At 41.1% G+C, this 20,892-nt stretch carries 23 protein-coding genes; 7 read left to right on the top strand and 16 right to left on the bottom strand.

Annotated features, from left to right (window positions below; all coding sequences use genetic code 11):
* Window positions 1–63 precede the first annotated feature (63 nt).
* From trmD to ispH, 11 genes are all read right to left on the bottom strand, one after another.
* Window positions 64–798, bottom strand: a complete 735-nt coding sequence (trmD, locus tag AY607_RS09140; protein ID WP_064094574.1) for a tRNA (guanosine(37)-N1)-methyltransferase TrmD — start codon at window positions 796–798, stop codon at window positions 64–66.
* A gap of 28 nt (window positions 799–826) precedes the next feature.
* Complete coding sequence (rimM, locus tag AY607_RS09135) at window positions 827–1,375, bottom strand: ribosome maturation factor RimM (protein WP_064094575.1); 549 nt, start codon at window positions 1,373–1,375, stop codon at window positions 827–829.
* A 30-nt stretch (window positions 1,376–1,405) separates the two neighbouring features.
* Window positions 1,406–1,663, bottom strand: a complete 258-nt coding sequence (rpsP, locus tag AY607_RS09130; RefSeq protein WP_004281198.1) for a 30S ribosomal protein S16 — start codon at window positions 1,661–1,663, stop codon at window positions 1,406–1,408.
* Window positions 1,664–1,806: 143 nt separating this feature from the next.
* Window positions 1,807–2,265, bottom strand: a complete 459-nt coding sequence (locus AY607_RS09125) for a type IV pilin protein (RefSeq protein WP_064094576.1) — start codon at window positions 2,263–2,265, stop codon at window positions 1,807–1,809.
* Window positions 2,259–2,705, bottom strand: a complete 447-nt coding sequence (locus tag AY607_RS09120) for a type IV pilin protein (RefSeq protein ID WP_064094577.1) — start codon at window positions 2,703–2,705, stop codon at window positions 2,259–2,261. The genes AY607_RS09125 and AY607_RS09120 overlap by 7 nt, the downstream gene beginning before the upstream one ends.
* Window positions 2,706–2,715: 10 nt before the next feature.
* The gene (locus AY607_RS09115) at window positions 2,716–6,567 is read right to left on the bottom strand and encodes a PilC/PilY family type IV pilus protein (protein WP_064094578.1); all 3,852 of its coding nucleotides are present in this window, start codon (window positions 6,565–6,567) and stop codon (window positions 2,716–2,718) included.
* Window positions 6,568–6,582: 15 nt separating this feature from the next.
* Window positions 6,583–7,350, bottom strand: a complete 768-nt coding sequence (locus AY607_RS09110) for a hypothetical protein (RefSeq protein ID WP_064102389.1) — start codon at window positions 7,348–7,350, stop codon at window positions 6,583–6,585.
* Window positions 7,347–8,369 carry a PilW family protein gene (locus AY607_RS09105; protein ID WP_064102388.1) on the bottom strand — a complete coding sequence of 341 codons (1,023 nt, stop codon included), beginning with the start codon at window positions 8,367–8,369 and terminating at the stop codon, window positions 7,347–7,349. The genes AY607_RS09110 and AY607_RS09105 overlap by 4 nt, the downstream gene beginning before the upstream one ends.
* Before the next feature lies 1 nt (window position 8,370).
* Window positions 8,371–8,880: a type IV pilus modification protein PilV gene (gene pilV, locus AY607_RS09100; protein WP_064102387.1), complete on the bottom strand. Its 510-nt coding sequence runs from the start codon at window positions 8,878–8,880 to the stop codon at window positions 8,371–8,373.
* Window positions 8,880–9,326, bottom strand: coding sequence for a GspH/FimT family pseudopilin (locus AY607_RS09095; RefSeq protein ID WP_064094582.1), 447 nt, complete (start codon window positions 9,324–9,326; stop codon window positions 8,880–8,882). The genes pilV and AY607_RS09095 overlap by 1 nt, the downstream gene beginning before the upstream one ends.
* A gap of 164 nt (window positions 9,327–9,490) precedes the next feature.
* Window positions 9,491–10,441, bottom strand: coding sequence for a 4-hydroxy-3-methylbut-2-enyl diphosphate reductase (gene ispH / locus AY607_RS09090; RefSeq protein WP_064094583.1), 951 nt, complete (start codon window positions 10,439–10,441; stop codon window positions 9,491–9,493).
* Window positions 10,442–10,574: 133 nt separating this feature from the next.
* Here ispH and gmk point away from each other — a divergent pair, with 133 nt between their 5' ends.
* The 6 genes from gmk to bfr all read left to right on the top strand — a co-directional run bounded on the left by gmk (window position 10,575) and on the right by bfr (window position 15,435).
* The gene (gmk, locus tag AY607_RS09085; RefSeq protein WP_064094584.1) at window positions 10,575–11,198 is read left to right on the top strand and encodes a guanylate kinase; all 624 of its coding nucleotides are present in this window, start codon (window positions 10,575–10,577) and stop codon (window positions 11,196–11,198) included.
* Between the two features lie 76 nt (window positions 11,199–11,274).
* Window positions 11,275–11,556: a DNA-directed RNA polymerase subunit omega gene (gene rpoZ / locus AY607_RS09080; protein WP_004650579.1), complete on the top strand. Its 282-nt coding sequence runs from the start codon at window positions 11,275–11,277 to the stop codon at window positions 11,554–11,556.
* Window positions 11,557–11,771: 215 nt separating this feature from the next.
* A complete protein-coding gene (locus AY607_RS09075) occupies window positions 11,772–13,877 on the top strand; it encodes a RelA/SpoT family protein (protein WP_064102386.1) in 2,106 nt (701 codons plus the stop codon).
* Between the two features lie 74 nt (window positions 13,878–13,951).
* A complete protein-coding gene (locus tag AY607_RS09070; protein WP_004281184.1) occupies window positions 13,952–14,335 on the top strand; it encodes a RidA family protein in 384 nt (127 codons plus the stop codon).
* Between the two features lie 220 nt (window positions 14,336–14,555).
* Window positions 14,556–14,750, top strand: a complete 195-nt coding sequence (locus tag AY607_RS09065; protein WP_064094586.1) for a bacterioferritin-associated ferredoxin — start codon at window positions 14,556–14,558, stop codon at window positions 14,748–14,750.
* A gap of 220 nt (window positions 14,751–14,970) precedes the next feature.
* Window positions 14,971–15,435, top strand: a complete 465-nt coding sequence (gene bfr / locus AY607_RS09060) for a heteropolymeric bacterioferritin subunit Bfr (RefSeq protein WP_064094587.1) — start codon at window positions 14,971–14,973, stop codon at window positions 15,433–15,435.
* Window positions 15,436–15,482: 47 nt separating this feature from the next.
* Here bfr and AY607_RS09055 read toward each other — a convergent pair whose 3' ends face one another.
* Window positions 15,483–17,117, bottom strand: a complete 1,635-nt coding sequence (locus tag AY607_RS09055) for a PglL family O-oligosaccharyltransferase (RefSeq protein ID WP_064102385.1) — start codon at window positions 17,115–17,117, stop codon at window positions 15,483–15,485.
* 243 nt (window positions 17,118–17,360) lie between these two features.
* Window positions 17,361–17,765, bottom strand: a complete 405-nt coding sequence (locus tag AY607_RS14860) for a hypothetical protein (protein ID WP_081408810.1) — start codon at window positions 17,763–17,765, stop codon at window positions 17,361–17,363.
* Between the two features lie 341 nt (window positions 17,766–18,106).
* On the opposite strand from AY607_RS14860, the gene AY607_RS09045 reads away from it, so the two are divergent.
* On the top strand, window positions 18,107–18,562 hold the full coding sequence (locus AY607_RS09045; RefSeq protein ID WP_064102384.1) for a pilin: 456 nt from the start codon (window positions 18,107–18,109) through the stop codon (window positions 18,560–18,562).
* A 57-nt stretch (window positions 18,563–18,619) separates the two neighbouring features.
* Here AY607_RS09045 and AY607_RS09040 read toward each other — a convergent pair whose 3' ends face one another.
* From AY607_RS09040 to AY607_RS09030, 3 genes are all read right to left on the bottom strand, one after another.
* Complete coding sequence (locus AY607_RS09040; protein WP_064102383.1) at window positions 18,620–19,057, bottom strand: pilin; 438 nt, start codon at window positions 19,055–19,057, stop codon at window positions 18,620–18,622.
* A 209-nt stretch (window positions 19,058–19,266) separates the two neighbouring features.
* The gene (locus tag AY607_RS09035; protein WP_064102382.1) at window positions 19,267–19,827 is read right to left on the bottom strand and encodes a TPM domain-containing protein; all 561 of its coding nucleotides are present in this window, start codon (window positions 19,825–19,827) and stop codon (window positions 19,267–19,269) included.
* Window positions 19,821–20,876: a TPM domain-containing protein gene (locus AY607_RS09030; protein ID WP_064102381.1), complete on the bottom strand. Its 1,056-nt coding sequence runs from the start codon at window positions 20,874–20,876 to the stop codon at window positions 19,821–19,823. The genes AY607_RS09035 and AY607_RS09030 overlap by 7 nt, the downstream gene beginning before the upstream one ends.
* Between the last annotated feature and the right edge of the window lie 16 nt (window positions 20,877–20,892).

Below are 20,892 nucleotides of genomic sequence, written 5' to 3'. Positions count from 1 at the left end.
TAAAGAATACTTAAATCATTTTAAGTACTTGCTTGAAGACAGAAATGATCACTCATCAATATCTTACAAATCTTTTAGCCATTTTTTCTGCTGCTTGCTCAGTTCGACTTTTTCCACCAACTCTGGGCGGCGTTCAAGTGTACGCTGATATCGCTGCAAAAACCGCCATTTTTCAATATTGGCATGATGCCCGGACTTTAACACCTCAGGCACATCCAAACCTTCAAAATGATCTGGCTTGGTATATTGTGGGCAATCTAGCAGACCATCCACAAATGAGTCTTGCACGTGTGACTGTTCATCAGACATGGCACCCGGAAGTCTCCGGATAATACTGTCCAATAAAACCATCGCAGGAAGTTCACCACCCGACAACACGTAATCTCCAATTGACCATTCCTGATCAACATATTGCTGGATCAAACGTTCATCGACGCCTTCATAACGTCCACAGAGTACAATTAATCCGTCATATTTGACAAAATCCTGTACCGCAGTTTCGTTTAAGGTTTTTCCTTGCGGTGACATATACACCACAGGAACCTGAACTGCACCCGCTTGCGTTGCAAGCTCTTTGGCATGCTGGATTGCTTTTGCCAGAGGCTCAGCCATCATCACCATACCCGGACCACCACCGAATGGACGTTCATCCACGCGTTTATAGTTGCCCGTCGCATAATCGCGAGGATTGATGCAATGAATTTGCATCAATTCACGTTTTGCTGCGCGCCCGCTAATACCATAGGCTGTAATCGCTTCAAACATTTCAGGAAAAAGCGTAATGACTGCAAAGAACATCGCAGACTCCCTTATTTCCGAAAAATTCTTAGTAATCTACGCCCCAATTGACGTAGATACGACCAGCTTCAAGATCAACGCGTTGCACCACATCTTTATGCCATGGAATCATTCGCTCTTCGCCATCGATGCTGTCGGCAGTTGCGCGAACTACCATCACATCATTAGCACCTGTTTCAAACAGCTCAAAAATTTGACCGAGATTGATTTCTTGTTCCTGCTCATCCAGACCTAACACCGTTAGACCTTTCAAATCAGACCAGTAATACTCATCTACACCAGCTTGAGGCAGTTGCGATTTAGAGATCCAGACATTGGAGCCAACCAGTTCGTCTGCAGCAGTGCGATCACTCACACCTTTCAGCGAAACAACCAGGCCTTTACCATGTGGTTTCCAACGTTTTACATCGACAATTTGCCAACCTGCTTTGGTCTCAATGTACCAAGGCAGATAGTCAAATATGTTGCTCATGGGGTCTGTATTGGAATAGACCCAGAGCCACCCATTTAATCCATATGCTGAACGTAACTGTCCAATCTGAATACGATCTTCGGGAACATTCTGTGTTGGTGTCATGGGCAAGCTACTACCTAATTTATATAAAAATTATGCAGCAACTGCAGCTTTTTTAGCTTGAGCAGCTAAAGAAGCAACACGATCAGAAGGTTGAGCACCTTGAGAAACCCAGTGAGCAAAACGGTCAGCATCTAAACGAAGTTTTTCTGCTTTACCTTGAGCTGTAGGGTTGAAGAAACCGATACGTTCGATGAAACGACCGTCACGTGCATTACGGCTATCAGTCACAATAATTTGATAGAACGGACGTTTTTTAGCACCACCGCGTGCAAGACGAATAACAACCATGATAGAACCTTATAGTTTTTACGGATTATCCTTGTACCGACCATCGATACAGCTCAAACCCCTTTCATAGAGGGCAGTATTTTACTTGAACTTTGCCCTGAATGAAAGATCAAAAAGTATTTAGGTAGAATTTTGGATTTGAGTTAGCGACCGTCCCAAGTAGATGTTTCACTCAAGGCACAAGCTACCGCACCCTTAGCCCAAAATTTCTGGTTTCTTTGATTTAAACAAAGAACACCATTGTTAGCAACCACAGTACCGGTTTTAGGAGTAGCTACAAGTGTCCATGTACTCAACCCGACATTAGTTAAAGCGACGGTATATAGGACTTCACCTTGTGATGGAATATTTCCTGAGTGCTGTATATCTGCTAACGTAATAGCCGTTGGTGTCCCTCCAACATCTTTCATATAAGAAAAATTAGCAATTTTATAGCGCTGTATTTTTTGAGCAATATCCAATAACTCAGCTTGAGCTTCAGTTCTTTTCGTTTTTCGAACATATTCCTGATATGAAGGATAAGTAATCGCAGCAAGGATACCTATAATTGCCACCACAATCATGAGTTCGATAAGCGTAAAGCCTTTATTTTCATTTACCATTCTTCATGCCCCGCTCCACACGTCATGGTCGTGGTATTAATATTAGCCCAAGTCTTATTTTTACAGCGCAAGCCTGTGCTTGACATTAAGAAGCTAAAGTTTCGCGTATCTTGACTTTCAGCTGTCACAACCCATGTTTGTCCGGTGGCGCCAGGAACTAAAACAAAATTGTACTTAACAGCTGTTCCAGTTGCACCTTTAGGCAGCACCCTCAAATCCGTTGGCACATTAGCTCCCTCATAGCTAAAGTTGCGAGACTTATGCTTATCTAACATCATTGCTATTTGTTGGAGTTGATCTTGTGCTTGCGCAGCCTGACCACGTCGTACAGTAGCTTGATAGGATGGAATCGCAACCGCAGCAAATATAGCTACAATTACGACCACAACCATGAGTTCAACCAAAGTAAAACCCTTTACTGGTGAAATATTTAAATTCATAAGTCACCTATCAGTTTTTACGCGCTAGTTTTTCATACCAACGTTGGGGAATCAGACACATTTCTGTTGCTTCACCACCACCGAAACCACCCGTCACAGTTAGAGCAATACGGCCACTTGTTTGAATACAGTAATTTTTTGCACTAGACTCACCTTCCGCTTCTGGTGGACATGCTTCATCACCACAAGTTACAGGTGGACAGCTGTCACCTTCACAATCAGGCTTTCCTCCACCTCCATCATCTTTACCACCAACGGTTACAGTATGAATACCTACACCAATTACAGCACGTGAATCAGCTGGCTCCGAAGCACATTGGCCATATGGCAAACAAAAAGCTGTAATCATACTTTCACCTTTAACCCCAGCACCACAGTCACCTGAAATACCAGGTTTACTCGCATCAAAGGTAGAAACATATAATTTATAGTTCATCGCCAAGGGTGTACCAAATACTTTCTCGCTTTGTTTCTTATAGCTACTACAATTGTTAGTTGTACCATCCACACCCGCTGTGCACGTTTTAAACCTATAGAACCAACCGTTAGTATTAGTAAAGTTAGCTATTAAATTCATATTTGAGAAACGGTTTGCATCTGTTATCTCACCTAAACTCGATTTAGTAACATCTTTTGTATTGAGCCTAGTTGTTGTAGTAAATAAATCACGTCGAGCGACATCTTTATCATATATATTATAAATAGCATCATAATCGTAAGTATTATCAGAAGCAGTATAGTCTTGTAATGGCTTACTACGATTTCCACTACCGGTTGATATTAATGCAAACGTAGTTCCGCCATGATTATAAAGAGAAAAAGTTGGCATATCATAAAAACGCGGACTTTTCGCTCCGGCATTTAGGTTTAGTAATCGAGTTGGTGTTTTAGGTACTGCGCCCCTTATATTCTTTGAGTTATCAAAGTCAATTCTAAATAATTGGCCACCTAAATCACCAAAATAGATATGATCAACTAATTCATCTCCATCACGATCAACCGTACGAATTTGACTGGTCACACTATATTTTAAATCTGCATGCTTTGTTGCAATCACGCCTGAGTTAGTAGAAGTTCCCGAACTGCTCGCTACGTTATCACTTGCCCACCACAATAGGTCACCATTATCGGCATCAAACATATAGATGCCAGCACCTTTTTTATTAATTTGGTTGTAATTATGGTCTTCATAACCGCCATATACTCCTTTTATCCCGTTGGTACGTGCATCACCATCATCACCACCGGCATCATATCCTCCGCCTACAAACATAACGCGTTTACGTACGCCTCCCCAATTGATCCATGCAATCGAGGGTTTTGACCAGCTCTGACCCATATATTGCAATTGTGAGAATGTCTTACTTGATGTGCCACTGTAAACAGTATTTGTAGCTGGATCTATATGAAATTTTAAACTCGGGGCATTAATATTACTAAGATCTAAAGCGTAATAGCTTCGGCCTCCCATGCGCAAACCACCGTATGCAATTTGCCAGCCCTTTTGACTACTGGTTCGACCATTACCTACAGTTAGATTACCAGAACCATCAATCACATAACGCGTATCTAATGCCCAAGGACCATCTATACCATAAAAAAGCTTATCCATCCCTTGATTTGTGACACTGGAAAGTCGGAATGCATCCTTCTGATTTTCAACCATCTCATTAGGAACAAATGCAAATTTTTCAGCACCTGTTTCAGCATCTACAACATGTAACAAACCTTGAGTTGTTCCAAATAATACATAGTCCTCTCTATTAGTAGACTGCATAACTTTATCAGTCGAGTTATAGCTTAATTTACCTTTATTTGTAACAAGTACAGGGTAAGAGTGCATGACTGCACCCATCTGACGTAGAGCTGGTTGGGTAATTAAATTTGCAACTGTCGTTGGCGGGCTATTAACATCGATGTTATAACCTAATAATGATATTAAATAACCACGATTCGGATCATTTTGATAAGTTGTATCCAATATATCTGAAAGATCTACTTGTCGTAATGATCCTGTACCATCAAAAGTAGCCGTTGATCCAGTTCCGATAGCTTTTCGATTAGTTAATAATTTTCGCTCAGCCAGATCATTTGCTTTAGCTCCTAATAACAACTTAGACCATGCCCCGCCCCTAGCTGCAAATTTTTTACTACCTACTGTATTTTCATCTGCATTTTCAACAGCTGGATTAATTGCTTTAGCCCAAAAATCATAAACAGCTGAGGTAATATTTCCATTCGCATCATAAGTTGGCTCAATAACACTTCCATCACTCGCGAAAACAGATGCATTATTTCGAGCTTTCAATACGCCATTGTCTGATACTACATATTTTTTTAAGTTACCTAACCATAATTGATAATTAGTATTGGGCGTAGGTTGGAAACTTTGATAGTAAGCATTGTTCTGCAGCTCTGCAGGGTTTAAAGCATCTCTTGGAATTGTCGGCGAACCAGTTGTAACAGATGGAATTTGTTGTCCTAAATTGCTAATAAAATCATTTACACTATTAACTACATCACGAGAGCTATTGCCTGAATACCACCCCCCCTCAGACTCTACTCCCCAACGAGCAGCATTTTTAACATCGGTTGTTGCAGTTGATTTCGTAATATTATCTAAGTTTTCCTGTTGCGTTAACTCCTTACTAAATGATGGAATATTATTGAAGTCACCGCCAAAACCAACCACAGCTGTTTTTAGAATCGGTCTATTACCATTCCGCCTAGTATCCAGAATATTTGCAGCAAATTTTTGAATACAATCCCAACCAGTTCCACTATCACTACAAGAAAAACTATTATCACCTAATGCCTTTCGCATTAACCCTCGTGCATTATTATTATTACTTGGCACACCATCTGTTAAGACGTATACACCTTGACCACTACATTTACGACTTTCTAAATCATCCATTTGGCGCTGTATACTTGTAGGCCGTACATAGTTGTTACCTGAAGTAACCCCTGTACCTGCATAACCGAAACCACTTTCTGTTGCATCTTTTGTAGACGTCCCCCACAACGCCGCTACTGCTTCTGCATAAGCATGAGCTGTTGGTGTACCACCTCGTGCACCTAAGATAGCAATCTCATTAAGCAATAATTGGCGTTGAGTTACCCCATTAACTAACGTACCGAGTGGACGAGCTGGGATTCGAACTTGCCCCCTCACATTGTCCGCTGTTGAAGGTCGTCCTAAATTATCAAATCCTGTTGGGCGAGAATATGTAGTAAGACCTATAATTTTATCATCTGTTAAACGTGGAATATTATTCGCAGTATTACCATTTAATAGATCAAACATTCCGTCTTTTACACGGGTAATACGGTCGTAATACTTTCGCTCCATACCTTCATAAGCGACTGTATAATCGCTACCTCCTATACGTACTGTCTCTTTGTATAAACTATCGTAATCTGAAGGTTTTTGATTGTAACGACTGCTCCAAGTACACAAACTAACATTGTGACTATTATTTTCACAAGTCCAATAACGGCGTGTACTACTCTCTACTCTTGATCTATATTTATAGGTTTTAGTTTCTATAGCATTACAATAATATCGTCTATAAGTAGGCGTACCATTAGTAGAATCTTCCCACCCATCATCAGTAATAGTAATTCCCGCAGGAACATCACAGGAATCACGATCACCAGTTTGCTGAGGCGCCCCCATACTTCCTGAGATATCCAGTGTAAACATTAAAGTAATGTCACCTGACTTTGCATTTTGATAAATTTCAATATCACTTGCCTGAGTTACACTTGTAGTAACACATACAGTGGAAAGAGCAGTCATACTTGCAACAAGAACTTTATAGCCATATGAACTTAGAAAATTATTTTTTAATTGTTTCATTTCATTACCCCAAATTTAGACAAAGTCCTGAACAATGACATATTCAGTCACATGAGAAGTAAACGGAACATTGAGATCACTCAGGCATTCTGTGACCGTTCTTCTACTCGGTGCATTTAAACTTACCGTAGTCCCTACAGGAATTGTTACTTCACTCATATGATTTTGAAAACATGCATTAATTGCTGAACTCGTTGCAGACGTAAGATTAGGCATAACTGAAACTGCAAAAACCTTTACTGCCTTACTACGCTCGAATTTAACTGCTTCTTCATCCGTACCAAATTGCGCCCCAAAAAATGGATCATTTTCAGAAATACTAGAAAACTTGACCGCGACTTGTGTCATTACCACTTTTCTTCCACTTGTAAAAAAGTTAGTAGAACTTCCTGTACTCGAATCACAGTAACCTTCTGTACCAAATTCATTATTTGTTGGTGCAGTTGTTCCCGCTTTCCAATAGATGATACTTGCACGATTGATGTCAAAGAAACTTGGTTCAGCACCTCTATAGCAAAATACAAGTTCCTTATCTCTATCATCAGCCCCACCAATATAGCCAAACATCCCACTGCCACCGAGTGCCTGAATGATATTATCTTCTCTTTCAATATTGAAAAATGCCGAGTCCGAGTTTTGTAGCAACAGCTGCTGCGCTTGACTATTCGTTGCAATTCCCAGAGAAACCATTCCTTGTCGTACTGCAAGCGTTCCCAAGACAATAACAGCTAACAATATAAGTAGAACCACTATAAGCGTTGCACCACGTTGTTTCTTAATCATTGCCCTCTTTCCCCAAATGTATTTCTCAAAGCGACTGTTTGTGTTACTACTTGACGAGCATATTTAGGAGAGTTCGCTGCAGGTGTTTTAATTTTTACAGCTTGATCTAATACTTGAAACACTTGGCTGTCTGAGAAGGTGCTGTCATTCCCCACCGACTGATTGGAGCGCCCAAGAATCCCTAATTGAATTAATAGAATTCGCGGTCTTGGAACTGGCAATGCAAGATAAGTAGCAGCATCAACATAACGATAATTAGCCCCATTTTGAATACCATACAACACCCTGAAATGATCGGCGCGTTTTAAAATAATCTGTCCAGCATCTCCAAATCCTGTAATAGAAGTTGGACTACCATCTAAAGGATAATACCCTGCATCACAGGCAAGCGCTAAAGGCTGATTTGGCTCATTATCGCTTTTATTACTATCAGCTCTTAAGAAGTAACGCTGTACTATTACCTGTCTCCCCTGTGCCAGGGTAAATTCTAAATTATTCCCTTCGCAATCAAATCCTCCATACCAAACATCATCTGTAGTGGTTAGGGTGCCTTTATCATCTTTGATGTATTGAGGTAAATATTGAATTGTTAATTGGTCACTAGAAAAAGTATTTATATTTGAGATACCAGACCACTGTGGGGCACTTCCTACTGTCTGACCATGACTTCTGGATAATAAATTCTGTGCCACAGTACCCCCAATAAGTGTAATAGGCAGATTAGCTCTATCTGTTCCTGTTACAGTCACTGCATTTGCACTCGACCTAAATACAATACCGCCATAGGTACTAAGATCATTGATACTTGATTGAACGGTATTCAAATTACCCAAGCGAATATCTTGAATAATTGTATTTAAACCAAAATTTGCATCATCTTGTAAACTCGCCTGTCCTTGTTGTAATGCTTGACTTCTTGATGCAGTTAAAAACAGCATCAAAGCTGCTGCACTAATTACCAGACCAAGTGCTAATGCGATCATCAACTCGATTAAAGTGAAACCTACTTGTTTATTCATATCAGTAGACCTCCATAATTAAACAGGTTGAATCAGGATCATATGCAGTACTCGAAGTACAGTTTCCTTCCCCAACTGCTCCATGTGTTGGTGCAGTGTCTCCCCATGCTACATAAATGCAACGGCGCCCATCATTATTTCCTTGGCATGGCAAATAATTAATCATCATGCCAATTGAACGTGCTTTTCTAGAAATTTCGGACACATCAAAATCAGCAAAGTCAGTACTTGTACAATTAGTTGCAGTAAAGCAGTTTTTCGCTCTATCCAGTTGTTTCCCTGGTGTATTCAAGTTATATGTATAAACATTTTCTGCACCACGATTCACTCGCATTCTTTCAGCCAAGTCACGACCTAAATTAATCGCTTGAATACGCGAACCACTTTCTATAGTTGCTTCAACCGCTCTATACTGAAGCGCAATAAATCCCATTACGCCGATTGCCAGAATAAGCAATGCAATGAGTACTTCCATTAGTCCAACACCCTGTTGATGGTTTATTCTATTCATCAGCATGTTCCCTTCACCACTTGTTGAACCGTTCCCATTTTAGACACTGAAATAGTTTGAGATATTCCGCCCGAATTACTACATAAGATAAATGTCGTATCTGTAGTTGCACCAACTACACCGCCATTAAATCCATATGTAATTTCTGTTGCACTACTTGGAAGTAATGTGGTGGAGCCATAAGGCATCCAATTTAAAACCGTATCAGTATTTGCTACCCGAGTTGGTGTTTCTACAGACTTGAGCTCAATCTTTACATTCCGACGTTCTAAAACAGCTTTAGAGCGTGCTTCTTGCAATACTCCGATGAGTTCATTAGTACTTTTCTTGAGATTTTGTTGTGTCATCATATTTCCAAAAGAAGGAGCAGCTATTCCTGCAATAATCGCCAACACCGCAATCGTGATCATTAACTCAATTAAAGTAAATCCTTGGCTTTTATACATACTTCCTCCCCCTTGGGCCTCATATTCACCCATTTAAACTATTACTTATTAAAATTACAAAAACTACACAGAACAGATAAAAGGCATAAAAAAACAGATAACTGTCAGTTCACAGCCATCTGTTTATTTTTAAATAAAAAACAGAATGTTAAGCAGTTAACAGTCTAGCCTTGGATTACAGGAATACGTAACTCTTTCGGTAGGCTGAATGTAATATTCTCTTCTCGCCCATCCAGCTCATGTGGTGCTTGGGCACCCCAGTCCTGTAACCGCTGAATGACCTGCTTAATCAGAATTTCCGGTGCTGACGCGCCTGCTGTTACCCCAATCTGGATATTTTCTGCAAACCATTCCTGTTTGAGCTCATCGGCATTATCAACCAGATAAGCAGATTTACCCATACGTTCAGCCAGTTCACGCAAACGGTTTGAGTTAGATGAATTTGGTGAACCCACAACTAAGACTACATCACAACGTTCAGCCAGATCGCGCACTGCATCCTGACGGTTTTGCGTAGCGTAGCAAATATCATCTTTACGCGGGCCTTGGATCATTGGGAATTTTTGACGTAAGGCATCAATCACTTTCGCCGTATCATCAATTGATAAAGTGGTTTGAGTGACAAATGCTACTTTTTCAGGATTTCGCACAGTTAACGCAGCAACGTCTTCTTCGTCTTCTACTAAATAGATATCACCGCCATTTTTCTTGTCATATTGGCCCATGGTACCTTCAACTTCTGGGTGTCCCTCATGCCCAATCAGAATGGCTTCCACTCCTTCGCGTGCATATTTCGTCACTTCAATATGTACTTTAGTGACCAACGGGCAAGTCGCGTCAAAAACTTTTAAACCACGGCGTTCAGCCTCAAGCTGGACGGCTTTCGAAACACCATGTGCACTAAAAATCACGATATTATCGTCAGGCACTTCATCCAGCTCATCAACAAAAATTGCACCACGCTGGCGTAAGTCATCGACCACAAATTTGTTGTGCACCACTTCATGACGCACATAAATTGGTGGGTTAAAGCATTCTAAGGCACGGTTCACGATCGCAATGGCACGATCCACACCAGCACAGAAACCACGCGGGTTGGCTAAAACAATTTCCATAGAATCCTCAATACTCACACCATTTTTAGTGGTTCAATTGAAATAAATGTAAACAATCGGCTGACAACTATTTAGTTTAAAGCCGCTCTACTCTAAAATAGAGAAGATATTTTATCATATCAGGAAAAATATCATGTCGGGTCTCTTGTTTGTCGTTTCTGCAGCGTCTGGAACAGGCAAAACATCCCTTGTTAAAGCCCTACTTGAGCGTGTCAACAATCTTCACGTTTCTGTTTCACATACTACACGTGGTCAACGACCTGGCGAACTCGATGGCGTGCATTATCACTTCTCCACCAAAGAAGATTTTTTAAATCTGGTCAATGAAGGTGGTTTTATCGAATACGCTGAAGTATTTGGTAATTACTATGGTACCGCGCAGGCCACGGTGAAAGAACAGTTGGCTAAAGGCCATGATGTACTGCTGGAAATTGACTGGCAGGGCGCACAGCAGGTTCGTCGACTTTTTCCTGAATCAAAACAAATTTTTATCTTGCCGCCAAGCCAGTTTGATTTGCGGGAACGCTTGTCTAACCGGGGCACTGATACCGTTGATGTCATTGAACATCGCCTGAGCTGCGCAGTAGAAGATATGCAGCAATATAGCAACTTTGACTATATCATTATCAATGATGACTTCAATAAGGCGCTGCATGACCTGGAAGCAGTGATTATTGCCAATCGTCTGGTGCTTAGCCAGCAAGCCAACCGTCATGAAAAGCTAATTCAGAAACTGATCACGCCGACTGAGCAGTGATTAAAACTTGAGTCTATAGACAAAGCCTTTTATACTGTGCAGTCTGTTAAAATTTATTATTCAAACGAGAATTCTTATGGCACGCGTCACCGTTGAAGATTGTTTAGACCATGTAGACAACCGCTTTGAGCTTGTACTAGTGGCAAGCAAGCGTGCGCGTCAATTGGCGCGTCAAGGCATTGAACCAACTGTAGAATGGGACAATGACAAACCGACTGTTGTTGCTTTACGTGAAATCGCTGCAGGTCATGTATCAAAAGATATTTTGAAGCAACGTGATCAAGACTATCAGACATCAAGTCTGGACCTTGCACTTTCTGCAAACAATCTGAACTTAGACGGTTTTTCTTTCCAATAAGAGATCGTCAATCAAAAAGCCTAGTTTAAAACTAGGCTTTTTTTGTTATGTGACTTTTATATTTATACCAGAACGGTTATAACATAAGGGTTAGCTCATGCAAACTGCTAGAGATTTTCTACTTTTTATAGTAAAAATTAATCAGCTCTGTACTTTGCATTTCATTAGAGCTTTCTCGGTTTAATTTGTAAAAAATTCAGTTTTAAAGGTGTTTTATGCCAGGCCCACAGGTCAGTCAAGCCAAGCAACAGCTAAAGATCATTATCGACGCGTATTTAAGTGAAAACGACGTTGAACGTGTGCTTGCGGCCTGTGATTATGCAGATATCGCCCATGACGGCATTATTCGCAAAAGTGGCGAACCTTATATTCTGCATCCAATTGCGGTCAGTTGCATTTTGGCGCATATGCGTCTGGATACTGAAACCTTAATGGCTGCCCTGCTGCATGACGTGATTGAAGACACTGAGTACAGTAAAGACGATATTGCTGAAAAATTCGGCAATACAGTCGCAGAACTGGTCGATGGCGTGACCAAACTGAGTCATTCTAGCGATAAAGAATATAATAAAGCAGCTTCTTTCCGGAAAATTCTGCAAGCGACCTTACAGGATCCGCGTGTCATTATTGTGAAACTGGCTGACCGCTATCACAACATGACCACCCTGGAAGCGCTACGCCCAGACAAACGTGCCCGTATTGCCCGGGAAACCTTTGAAATTTTTGTTCCAATGGCACGTATTGTCGGCATGAATGAAATGGCCGACAATCTGGAGCATTTGTGCTATCAAAATCTTGATCTGGATATGTACAACAATGTTCAGACTGCCCTGCAGGAAACCAAGCCGAAACGCTGTGAATATCAGGCCAAATGGGAAAAAAACCTGACCGAACTGCTGCAGAAAAATGGTATTCAAGGCCGCATTAAAAAGAAAAATAACAATATCGAGTTACTTCGTCATTTTGTTAAAAATGACATTGACCTGCAAGAATTGACGCATAGCCATGCTTTTGAAATTATCTTACAGAGCATTGCCGATTGTGACCGTCTCGCAGAGATTCTGACCCAAAGCTTTAAGATTCAAAGCTATGAAGACCATATCCGTCGCCCCTTACCCGGTGGCAACCAGTCCCTAATGATGCGCCTGAAAGGCGAAAAGACCACTTTGTCTTTAACCATTCAAACCGAACTGATGCGTAAAGCCGCACGTTTCGGTGTAGTTTTGGGCGAAAATGCTCCACAAGCCTGTCGTTCTGCGATTCAGGCGTCAATGCAGAATCTCAATGTACTGGTCGATGGTGAATGTGCCAAAACCACATTTAGTGAATTACTGGATTATCTGCATCAGGAAAAAATCTGGGTCTATACCCCGCATGGGCACCTGCATGAATTACCACAAGGTGCTACAGCAGTTGATTTTGCTTATGCCGCCAGCTTGTTCCTTGGCAACCATGCGGTGGGCGCTAAAATCAATAATGAAACCAAACCGCTATCAACGCCGTTGGCTAGTGGTCAGGTGGTTGAAATCATTACTGATGTACTCGCGACACCCAATCCCGACTGGCTCAGTTTTATCAATACTCAAAAAGCCCGCCGTGCAATCCAGAATATTTTGCGCGATCAGGATCTGGACGAGCAGCGTCTGGTAGGACAGCAGGCACTGAATCGTGCATTAAAACTGTTTCATCGCTCAATTCAGGATCTGACCGAGGCTGACTGGAAAAACCTGCTGGAATGGCGTCACATTGCCAGTAAAGAGCAACTTTTTGAACAGATCGCGGTCGGTGATTTATTACCGCAACTGGTGGCCAATCATTTGTTTGCCCAGGACCAGCATCAGAATGTTGCGAGTTCAGGCCGCCTGATTCAGGGTACGGAAGGGGTTGATGTTAAATATGCACATTGCTGCAATCCGGTACTTGGCGATCCGATTCAGGGTCATTTGACCCGTCGTGGCCTGATTGTGCACCGCTCACGCTGTCATAACCTGCTGCATGAACAGCATCAGCATCCTGAAAACATCATGCCATTGCAATGGACTGCCGATGATCTGGACGATATCAGCTTTACCGCCTATCTCTGTATTGACCTGGTGATGGATGATGAACAGATCTCTGACCTGATCTATCAATGCCGTAAAGCACATTCCGGTGTAGAAATGGTCCGCTCTCAAGATAACCAGACCTACGTCAATATCGTAGTCCATAACCGCAAACAGATTGCACAGATCATCCGTGACCTGCGCATGTATTTCGGTTTTCCCCGAATTACCCGTCTGTCCCAACCCGTCATTCTGAGTGAAGCGTCTAAAGCGAGTTAATCATTTAAAACGATAATGCTTTTGTCAGCCGAAACGATCGAATATGATGTATGTTGATGATAAAGGAGAAATTAATGTCCCGCCAAGTAATCCATACTGAAAATGCCCCTGCTGCGATTGGCACTTATTCGCAAGCCATTTTAGTCGGTGATACCCTCTATCTATCTGGTCAAATTGGCTTGGATCCTTATAGTATGGAACTGGTTGAAGGCATTGAGGCCCAGATTCGTCGTGTATTTGACAATTTAAAGGCTGTTTGTGAAGCGGCGGGTGGCTCTTTGGCAGACATCGCCAAACTGAATATTTTCCTGACAGATTTATCGCACTTCCAACTGGTGAATCAAATTATGGGCGAATATTTTGCCCAGCCTTATCCAGCCCGTGCAGCCTTGGGTGTTGCCAGTTTACCTAAAGGTGCTTTGGTTGAAATGGATGGTATTGTCATCATTAATCAATGATTTATATCATTAATTAAGCAACCAGATTTCAAGACCCAGTTCTAAATTATTCACTTATTTTGTGTGGAAATCCGGATAACACTCGGATTTCCGTTCAGATCATCTTCTTTTATCTAAATCACCAATTATTATAAAAAAGATTTCAAATGATTTTTATTGACAAACGATAACAATTATCAATAATATTACTTATCTTATTTAATCACTGTGGTTGTGTCCTATGTACGTTTGTTTATGCCGTGGCATTACAGATCAAGACATTAAAGATGCTATTGCAAATGGCGCTGAAAGTTATCGTGATGTGCGCGATATGCTGGACTTGGGTACATGCTGTGGCCGCTGTGCGCCAGAAGCCCGTATGATCATCAGTGATGAAGTATCACAAATTGCAGCCCGCCTGGGAGTGGCTGCCTGAACTATAAACACAATCATAAATCAATGGTCTTCGATCATTCCTCCTCCCCCGCCTCTGACTCTGGCGGGTTTTTATTGCCACTTATCTGAGTCTGGATGGATTCGATTGCGATTTTCATTTGCTGTTCCATAAATTACTCGCCATTGTCCACTGACTTGCTTTACTATCAGAGTTAAAACGCTTTCTTAGAAAGATAAACAGGTTTAAATGGAGTGATGTAATGAAAGGCAATCGTGATGTGATTAACCAGCTCAATCAGGTGTTGTATCACCACCTAACCGCGATTAACCAGTATTTCTTGCATTCGCGCATGTTTAATGACTGGGGCATTGAGAAACTGGGCTCGGCAGAATATAAAGAATCCATCGTTCAGATGAAGCATGCCGATAAAATTATTGAACGTATTTTATTTTTGGAAGGTTTGCCGAATTTGCAGAATCTGGGCAAACTGTATATCGGCCAGCATACTCAAGAAGTACTGCATTGTGATGTGCGCAAAGTCAAAGAAAATATCGAAGCGATCCAGAAAGCTGTCGCACTGGCTGAAACTCAGATGGATTATGTGACCCGCGATCTGGTTCAGGAAATCCTGGAAAAAGAAGAAAATTATCTGGACTGGACTACAACGCAAATTGATCTGATTGAAAGTGTAGGTATCGAAAACTATATCCAAAGCCAGCTCTAAAACTAGAATTAAATTAAAAAAGCCAGCATCTGCTGGCTTTTTTGTATTTAGCGTGGCATATCCTGCATTAGTTCATCATAACTCAGTTCAGTCTTTTGAATGGTTTTTAAGCGCTGCAACTGATGCTTGGCTTCCACCTCATAGTCATTAAAAGCTAAAAGTTTGGCATATTTGATCAGATTATATTTGGTAGGGTAAGTTAACACCATCTGTTCACCTTCCTTAATCTGCTCAGCAGATGCTTCGCTATAAGGATTTAAACGAATCCAGGCAATACGATGATTAAACTCGGTCAGCAGATAAATTGGTTTTTCATTGGTGATTTTTTCCGGCTGTTTTTCATAACGAATACTTTGTCCAAGCTTTGGCACCGCAACATCATAGTCGCGATAAATCACAATCAATAAAAGCAACCCAACAGCAAAAATGAATTTCATGCCGCTTGAGGGCATAACTATTATTTTAATTTTTGGATTTTGTGCCAGAACCGTACCCAGAATAAAACCGACTGGCAGCAGGAAATAGGCATAATGCTGTGGAAACTCAAACATGGCATGTGTTACAAAAGCCCCGATCATCAAGATCCCGATGACAGATTCTGGCGTATCCACCCAGCGCTGTAACTGATAGCCCAAATAACCAAAATATGCCAAGAAAGGCAGACCGATGATCAGTCCATTCCAGAGCAAAAAGTCCAGAATAAAATTATGTGCGCTACGAATCCAGACCGGACCTTGAACGGTATCACTAATCGAGACAAAAGCGACACTGGTTTGATACCAGCCATAGCCAAACCATGGCTGCGCCTGAATTGCAGCGATCATTTGCTCCCAGATCGCGAGGCGTGACATATCGCCGGTAGCACGCGCTACTACATCCCGGCTTTGAACTACGTCCGTATCCATTGCCTGCGCAGCCAACTGACTGAGTAAAGGAAAGGCCACAACACAGGCAATAAAGAAGATGAGCCAAGCGATGCTGTAATACCATTTCAGGCGAATAATGCCTTTATATTGATAGAAAGCTAAATAGAGCATGATGGCAATTGCAGCTACCCAGGCAGTACGTGACTGGCTTAAAGCCACTCCCATAATAATCACAGCAGCGCAGGCAAACAGCCACTTGGTCTGGATTTTTTTCTTTTCATAGAGGTACAAACAGCTCATCAATGCCATGACTAAAAAAGTTGCCATATTATTTGGCTGGGCGAAGTTGGCATAGGGCCGTTGAGTACCACTGATATTCACCATGCCTGGCAATATTGAATCCAGATTTGTCCATTGGCAAAGTGCAATGATGCCCGTGACAGTACCTGAAGCTAGAAACACGTAGCTCAAATTAGTGAAGGTTTCTTCCCGGCTATAGTTTCCGGTTGACAGGTGATAACCCAGCACGCTTGCCAGCCAAAAGCTAAAGACAAAAATGAAGCCCATCATGGCGGTGCTAAAGAAAAACACTTGTCCTGCCAGCAAATGTATAAGCGGGACACAGGCGAGTAGCAACAAAGGTAAGGTTATGGCGGGTATTTTTAATTTATCTTTTAAGCAAATTGCAGCTAATACAAATAGCGCAAAAAAGGCATACAGCTCACCTGTATAAGTAACCCAAGGGCGGTAGTGAATGGGCATGAGCCACGCGAGGGAGATGAGAATTGCTGCGATAAGGGCGAGCGTGAATTTCATGGAAATAGCAGGCGGTGGATGTTGGGCACATGATAAACAAAAAAGTAGATTTGGGTAATCTGCTTTTTTAAAAGTTCTGAATTTGCTTTACCCCGGCTTTATTACCAAGGACGGAGGTTAACGATTTTTATTAGTTGATAACTATCATCAACCAAAACAATCATATCTTCAAATGAAGCTTTCATTGGAAAGAAATATTGAGCTTGGGGATTATGACTTACCATACTTGGGCCATTGTATTTACTAAGCTTTTTTTATAGGTAATGCATATTTTTTCATATCATCTTTAATATTATCAATTGGAATATATGCCAAGCTAAAACCTGAAAGCTCCAATGAAAGTTTCTGTGAAAATTTTTTAGGGTCTGAACTTAATTTAACCCGTGCATATTTTGGCCCCAACCAAGAGCTTGATTTACTTAGATTCGATTCAACAATCACATCCGAATGTCGAATCAATTCATAACTATTTTTATAATAAACAATCCAAGCTGGACGACCTTGAGCAATATTATAAACACCGTAAAATAATGCCAAAACTTGTAAAATAACAATTACACTCAAATCAAAAACTAAACTTTCTTTACCTTCTTTATATATAAGTAAACTTAAAACTGGTCCGATAGTAATATCGATAACAATCAACATATAAATAATATGATTTATGCCCACTGCTTAAGCAAGAGGTGAGGGATACCAAATTAGAAAAATAACTGTGAGTAGAATACAGGCGACAATAACTGAACCAGCTAAATGTGATAAAAAGTATCTTGCTCTTTTATCTACTTGCATTTTATTTCCTTCTAATAAAAAGCAGACACTTAGCCAGCAATAATTAAAATACAAAATGATACATATATGCAAAAATTGTCACAATTTGACATTCAATTTCTTATTAAAAATAATAATTTATTGATTTTTATATATTTAATTCATGGAATGATTTTTGCATAAAAAATTATATCATTTAAAGTATTTAGAAAGTAAAAATGAAAAAAATCCAATCTGGCTTCACGTTAATTGAATTAATGGTGGTGCTAGCAGTTATTGGGATTTTAACTTCTATCGCGATTCCTGCTTATCAAAATTACATTGCACGCTCTCAAGTTACTGAGGCTTTAACCTTAGCCTCTAGCTTTAAAAACCAAGTTAGTGATACTTTTTGGCAAACAGGAGCCTGTCCTACACTTACTGACCTTGGCTTGACAGCTCCTACAGCCATACAAAGTCATTTTTTAGCAAGTATAAATGTGACCACTAGAAATGGAACAGAATGCAATCTCGAAATTACATTCAAGAATTCAAATGTTTCAAATGGACTATTATCTAAAACTTTAAACTTTGGAATGAGCACCGACATTGCCAATCCAAGGGTAAGCCAATGGGATTGTATGTCTAATCATATTTCCCAACATTTATTACCAACAACTTGCCAAGGCATTTAATGATTTAAAAAAAACAAATAAAAAAGGTTGCCGAAGCAACCTTTTTTTATTTACACCTTAAGTACCTATACAAGCTTTTGGTAAATATTTTTGCTCAATATCAGTTGACTTGCATTCCCAAGTAACTGAACCAGTTGCATCAGTAGGGGTAAGAACTAAAGTTCCACCTTGAATACCTTTAGAAATACCAGTAGCTTTCATAGTCGCTGTAATAACACCGTCATCTACAGCAACATTATCAACATAAGAGCCAGTAATATCAGCAGCAGCAGGAATTCCGTTTGTTTCAGAATCAATACCCGCAAAATCTCCTAACTGACCGTAAGATTCTGTTACATTCGTTTTCAAACCACTTGCTAAAGACATAGCTTCAGTCATTTGCGAACGAGCGATATAATCCTGATACGCAGGAATCGCAATCGCAGCCAAAATACCGATAATTGCTACAACAATCATTAATTCAATAAGGGTAAAACCCTTTTGTACTGTATTCATAACATTCTCCACAAATGTTTTTGTTTATTTATAAGCCTAAAGAAAAGCTCATTTAGCTTAATTTTATATTTAGCACTAAGTGTGCCAAGTTTTATTATAATAAAATTGAGAGAAAAAACAGCACTTTAAAAAAATATTTTTATTTTTGTAATTTTTGTGTTTTCTTTTGTGTAACTAACTAACAAATTTTGTCAGTTAGTTGACTAAAATCACCCCAATATAATCGGTTTATTCCCTAATTCATTCTTTAAATCATCTATTTTACGATCATAGTACTGATCTAAAACCAGACCAATCTGCTTCACCCCTTCAATTACCCCTTCTTTAAACTTCTGCTGGACTAAATGCTGAATAATATTTTGGCAGATTTCATCCCAGACTTGCTGGGTCGTTGCATCTTTAATTCCACGGTCAATCACAATTTCCACCTTGTGCTCGCACAGGTTCAAATAGAGCAATACACCGCTGTTATATTCAGTATCCCAAACGCCAATTTCAGCAAATAACTGTCGCGCACGGCAGAGCGTATCCTGATAATAAGCAGATCGTGAAGGTAAACACCCTTCAATCACCACCTGAATCTCTCCCACATGTCCATGCTCTGCTTCTTCCACCGCCACTGCAATCGCATGCTGATCCTGCTTGGAAAAAAAGCGCTTGGTTGCCGGCATATAAAAGAAATGCTTGAGCCAGCGTTTAAAGCTTGGCTGTGCATGTTCTTCCAGTTTGGGCTGCGTGACTATATCTGTTGTATCTGTAGTTGTTACCATGAGCCTGATGCTCCTCCCCCGCCAAAACCTCCACCGCCACCGCCGAAGCCGCCGCCACCAAAACCACCACGGCCACTACCGCCGCCTCGACCGCCACCAGCCAAAAAGGCATGTAAAATCAGCTGGGCTATAGAGGTGATCAATAAAAAGAAAATACCTGCGCCAATCATCAAACTTGCAAGCAGCCCCATGCCATTTACCAGACCGGCAGCAGTCCCTGCAACTGCGGCAGTCGCAGCGCTTAGTTTTCTGCCGAAAATCATGGAACCTATGACACCTGCGACAATAATAAACAGCACACTACTGAACGTCGCCTTGCTGGCTTTTTGTGCCTGATAAGCCTGTTCCTGACGCTCTTTAAGCTCATCGGCCGCCTGTGCTGCAATTTCAGGATCAAGATTTAAAATCCGCTCAATTTCAGTCAGGCCTGCAGCAATCCCTTGCGCATACTGGCCCTGCTTAAAATACGGCGTGATGGTGTCATGAATAATACGGCCTGCCACGATATCGGGCAGCACCCCTTCCAGACCATAACCGGTCAAGATCTGAATACGGCGATCATTGATAGCAATTGTCATTAATAAACCATTATCCCGTTTAGCCGAACCAAGCTGCCAGGCCTCCGCCACCCGCATGGAATAATCAAAAATATCTTCCTGGCCAGTCGTTGGTACAATCACTACACCAATCTGGCCTTTTCCTTCCTCATAAAGTTTCAGAATACGCTGACTGAGTTGCTGTTTTTCAGTGGCACTGAGTATATTGGCTTGGTCAATAATAGGTTGGTTCAGGCTTGGCAAGTCGCGCTGCAGCTGCCCTTCAGCCATATCATTGGCAATTTGTGGCTGTGATGCTGCTGCAGTTTCTGTTTCAAGTCCACTTTTTTGAGCTGGAACATTTTGACCCGCTTTAGGCTGCAAAATTTCACGGGCCACGATCACTTCTTCAGTATCCGTAGCTGTGGCTGTTTCTGCTGACACAGGCGCTACCATCCCCATGCCCAACATGAGGAGCAACCCGGCACAGTATTTCAGCAGCATCTCAGACATCTGATTTCTCGCTTAT

Origin of the sequence: Acinetobacter sp. SFA (assembly GCF_001647535.1) — a bacterium.
Classification (GTDB): Bacteria; Pseudomonadota; Gammaproteobacteria; order Pseudomonadales; family Moraxellaceae; genus Acinetobacter; species Acinetobacter pecorum.
This window is presented reverse-complemented; position numbering and strand designations above follow the sequence as displayed.